This window comes from Bacillus sp. JJ1764, assembly GCF_036962145.1.
Taxonomy (GTDB): Bacteria; Bacillota; Bacilli; order Bacillales; family Cytobacillaceae; genus Neobacillus.
In genome coordinates, this window is sequence record NZ_JBALNY010000087.1 from 1 (window position 1) to 229 (window position 229).

General features: G+C 44.5%; 1 protein-coding gene. It reads right to left on the reverse strand.

Annotated elements, in window-relative coordinates; translation table 11 throughout:
• Window positions 1-229: Ig-like domain-containing protein (locus tag V7083_RS13345; protein ID WP_335478495.1), on the reverse strand; the 229-nt coding region annotated here is incomplete at both ends.

Sequence of the window (229 nt, forward strand, 5' to 3'; positions counted from 1 at the left end):
ATTAACTACCGGTGCTGCTGGGGCCGTTACATCTTTAACCGTTACTTCTGATTTCTCACTTGTGTTACCAGCTGTATCTGTTGCTGTTATGGTAATGATGGAACCTGCTTCTTGTTTTGAGATGTTAATTATAAACTTGCTATCCTGGTCAGCTGTCACTTTTCCGAGCTCCCTGCCATTTACTGTGGCTACTACCTCGGAGCCTGATTCCGCTGTTCCTTTTACCACT